A 4,602-nucleotide genomic window follows, 5' to 3' on the forward strand; every position below is an offset into this window, starting at 1 on the left:
AACTGGTATCGTTAATACTGCGCACTTTTAGGGTATAATCGCCTGGAGGCTGATTTGTAAAAGTGATGACACTCTGGAAATTGGTGCCATCTAAACTGTATTCATACTCACTTCCCAGTGGGGCGGTGACTTCTATATCGGCAGTATTGTCTTCGCAGCTTGCGGCGCGCGGGATGATAAAGGTCGGAACTTCGGGAGCGTCTGGGGAAGCCGCTATACTAACAGGTGTACTGGAAGTACAACTGGTATCGCTAACGCTGCGCACTTTTAGGGTATAATCGCCTGGTGGCTGATTTGTAAAAGTGATGTCACTCTGGAAATTGGTGCCATCTAAACTGTATTCATACGCGCTTCCCAGCGGGGCGGTGACTTCTATATCGGCTGTATTATCGGTACAGCTTGCCGCGCGCGGGATGATAAAGGTCGGAACTTCGGGAGCGTCTGGGGAAGCCGCTATACTAACAGGACTACTGGAAGTACAACTGGTATCGCTAACGCTGCGCACTTTTAGGGTATAATCGCCTGGAGGCTGATTTGTAAAAGTGATGACACTCTGGAAATTGGTGCCATCTAAACTGTATTCATACGCGCTTCCCAGTGGGGCCGTGACTTCTATATCGGCGGTATTATCTTCGCAGCTTGCGGCTCTTGGAATAATAAAAGTAGGCACTTCGGGAGCACCTGGGGAAGCCGCTATACTAACAGGACTACTGGAAGTACAACTGGTATCGTTAATACTGCGCACTTTTAGGGTATAATCGCCTGGAGGCTGATTTGTAAAAGTGATGACACTCTGGAAATTGGTGCCATCTAAACTGTATTCATACTCACTTCCCAGTGGGGCGGTAACTTCTATATCGGCGGTATTGTCTTCGCAGCTTGCGGCTCTTGAAATAATAAAGGTCGGAACTTCGGGGGCACCTGGTGAAGCCGCTATACTAACAGGTATACTGGAAGTACAACTGGTATCGTTAATACTACGGACTTTTAGGGTATAATTGCCAGGGGGAATATTTGGAAAATCAACTTCGCTTTGAAAGTTTGTACCATCTAAACTGTATTCATACTCACTTCCCAGTGGCGCGGTAACTTCTATATCCGCGGTATTGTCTTCGCAGCTTGTGTCGCGTGGCATGATAAAAGTCGGCGATTCGGGAGCACCTGGGGAAGCCGCTATACTAACAGCGGTACCGGAAGTACAACTGGTATCGTTAATACTACGCACTTTTAGGGTATAATCGCCCGGGGGAATATTTGGAAAATCAACTTCGCTTTGAAAGTTTGTACCATCTAAACTGTATTCATACGCGCTTCCCAGTGGGGCGGTGACTTCTATATCGGCGGTATTGTCTGTACAGCTTGCGGCGCGTGGGATAATAAACGCGGGAACTTCGGGAGCGCCTGGTGAAGCGGCTATACTAACAGCGGTACTGGAAGTACAACTGGTATCGCTAACGCTTCGCACTGTCAGGGTATAATCACCAGGAGCTAGATTTGGAAAATCGACTTCGCTCTGGAAATTGGTGCCATCTAAACTGTATTCATACGCGCTTCCCAGTGGGGCGGTGACTTCTATATCGGCGGTATTGTCTTCGCAGCTTGCGGCTCTTGAAATAATAAAGGTCGGAACTTCGGGAGCGCCCGGTGAAGCGGCTATACTAACAGGTATACTGGATGTACAACTGGTATCGCTAATACTACGCACTGTCAGGGTATAATCGCCAGGTGTCTGGTCTGTAAAATCGACCTCGCTCTGGAAATTGGTGCCATCTAAACTGTATTCATACGCGCTTCCCAGTGGCGCGGTGACTTCTATATCGGTGGTATTGTCTTCGCAGCTTGTGGCTCTTGGAGTAATAAAGGTCGGAACTTCGGGGGCGCCTGATGAAGCGGCTATACTAACAGGGCTACTGGAAACACAACTGGTATCGCTAATACTACGGACTTTCAGGGTATAATCTCCAGGAGTCAGGTTTATAAAACCGACTTCGCTCTGGAAATTGGTGCCATCTAAACTGTATTCATACTCACTTCCCAGTGGCGCGGTGACTTCTATATCGGCGGTATTGTCTTCGCAGCTTGCGGCGCGTGGGACAATAAAGGTCGGAACTTCGGGGGCGCCCGGCGAATCGGCTATACTAACAGGACTACTGGAAGTACAACTGGTATCGCTAACGCTTCGCACTGTCAGGGTATAATCACCAGGAGCTAGATTTGTAAAATCGACTTCGCTCTGGAAATTGGTACCATCTAAACTGTATTCATACGCGCTTCCCAGTGGGGCGGTAACTTCTATATCGGCTGTATTATCGGTACAGCTTGCCGCGCGTGGTATGATAAAGGTCGGAACTTCGGGAGCGCCTGGTGAAGCCACTATACTAACAGGTATACTGGAAGTACAACTGGTATCGTTAATACTACGTACTTTTAGGGTATAATCGCCTGGAGTCAGATTTGGAAAATCGACTTCACTCTGGAAATTGGTGCCATCTAAACTGTATTCATACGCGCTTCCCAGTGGGGCGGTGACTTCTATATCGGCGGTATTGTCTTCGCAGCTTGCGGCGCGTGGGATGATAAAGGTCGGAACTTCGGGGGCACCTGGTGAAGCGGCTATACTAACAGGTGTACTGGAAGTACAACTGATATCGCTAACGCTTCGCACTGTCAGGGTATAATCGCCAGGAGTCTGATTTGGAAAATCGACTTCGCTTTGGAAGTTTATGCCATCTAAACTGTATTCATACGCGCTTCCCAGTGGCGCGGTAACTTCTATATCGGCAGTATTGTCTTCGCAGCTTGCGGCGCGTGGTATGATAAACACAGGAACTTCGGGAGCGCCTGGGGAAGCCGCTATACTAACAGGTATACTGGAAGTACAACTGGTATCGTTTATACTGCGCACTTTTAGGGTATAATCGCCTGGAGGCTGATTTGTAAAAGTGATGACACTCTGGAAATTGGTGCCATCTAAACTGTATTCATACGCGCTTCCCAATGGGGCGGTAACTTCTATATCGGCTGTATTATCGGTACAGCTTGCTTCTCTTGGAATGATAAAGGTCGGGGCTTCGGGAGCGCCTGGGGAAGCCGCTATACTAACAGGACTACTGGAAGTACAACTGGTATCGGTGATACTACGCACTGTCAGGGTATAATCTCCAGGAGTTAGGTTTATAAAATCGACCTCGCTCTGGAAGTTTGTACCATCTAAACTGTATTCATACGCGCTTCCCAGTGGCGCGGTAACTTCTATATCGGCGGTATTGTCTTCGCAGCTTGCGGCGCGCGGGATGATAAAGGTCGGAACTTCGGGAGCACCTGGGGAAGCCGCTATACTAACAGGACTACTGGAAGTACAACTGGTATCGCTAACGCTGCGCACTGTCAGGGTATAATCGCCTGGTGTCTGGTCTGTAAAATCGACTTCGCTCTGGAAGTTTGTACCATCTAAACTGTATTCATACGCGCTTCCCAATGGCGCGGTGACTTCTATATCGGCGGTATTGTCTTCGCAGCTTGCGGCGCGCGGGATGATAAAAGTAGGCACTTCGGGGGCGCCTGGTGAAGCCGCTATACTAACAGCGGTACTGGATGTACAACTGGTATCGCTAACGCTGCGCACTGTCAGGGTATAATCATCAGGAGGCTGATTTGTAAAAGTGATGTCACTCTGGAAATTTGTACCATCTAAACTGTATTCATACGCGCTTCCCAGTGGCGCGGTAACTTCTATATCGGCGGTATTATCTTCGCAGCTTGCGGCTCTTGAAATAATAAAGGTCGGAACTTCGGGAGCGCCCGGTGAAGCGGCTATACTAACAGGTGTACTGGAAGTACAACTGGTATCGCTAACGCTGCGCACTGTCAGGGTATAATCTCCAGGAGTTAGGTTTATAAAATCGACCTCGCTCTGGAAATTTGTACCATCTAAACTGTATTCATAATCGCTTCCCAATGGGGCGGTGACTTCTATATCGGCGGTATTGTCTTCGCAGCTTGTGGCTCTTGAAATAATAAAGGTCGGGGCTTCGGGAGCGCCTGGGGAAGCCGCTATACTAACAGGTGTACTGGAAGTACAACTGGTATCGGTGATACTACGCACTGTCAGGGTATAATCTCCAGGTGTTAGGTTTATAAAATCGACTTCGCTCTGGAAATTGGTGCCATCTAAACTGTATTCATACGCGCTTCCCAATGGGGCGGTAACTTCTATATCGGCTGTATTATCGGTACAGCTTGCCGCGCGTGGTATGATAAAGGTCGGAACTTCGGGAGCGCCCGGTGAAGCGGCTATACTAACAGGTATACTGGAAGTACAACTGGTATCGTTTATACTGCGCACTTTTAGGGTATAATCGTCTGGGGGAATATTTGGAAAATCAACTTCGCTTTGAAAGTTCGTACCATCTAAACTGTATTCATACGCGCTTCCCAGTGGGGCGGTGACTTCTATATCAGCGGTATTGTCTTCGCAGCTTGCTTCTCTTGGAATGATAAAGGTCGGGGCTTCGGGAGCGCCTGGGGAAGCCGCTATACTAACAGGACTACTGGAAGTACAACTGGTATCGGTGATACTACGCACTGTCAGGGTATAATCTC

1 protein-coding gene is annotated in these 4,602 nt (G+C 48.5%); it reads right to left on the reverse strand.

Translation table 11 applies throughout. The features are described from left to right. Positions 1–4,602 (reverse strand): hypothetical protein (locus tag PQO00_RS20155; protein WP_274186657.1); only part of this gene is annotated, 4,602 nt, incomplete at both ends.

The organism is Flavivirga sp. 57AJ16 (assembly GCF_028736925.1).
Classification (GTDB): Bacteria; Bacteroidota; Bacteroidia; order Flavobacteriales; family Flavobacteriaceae; genus Flavivirga.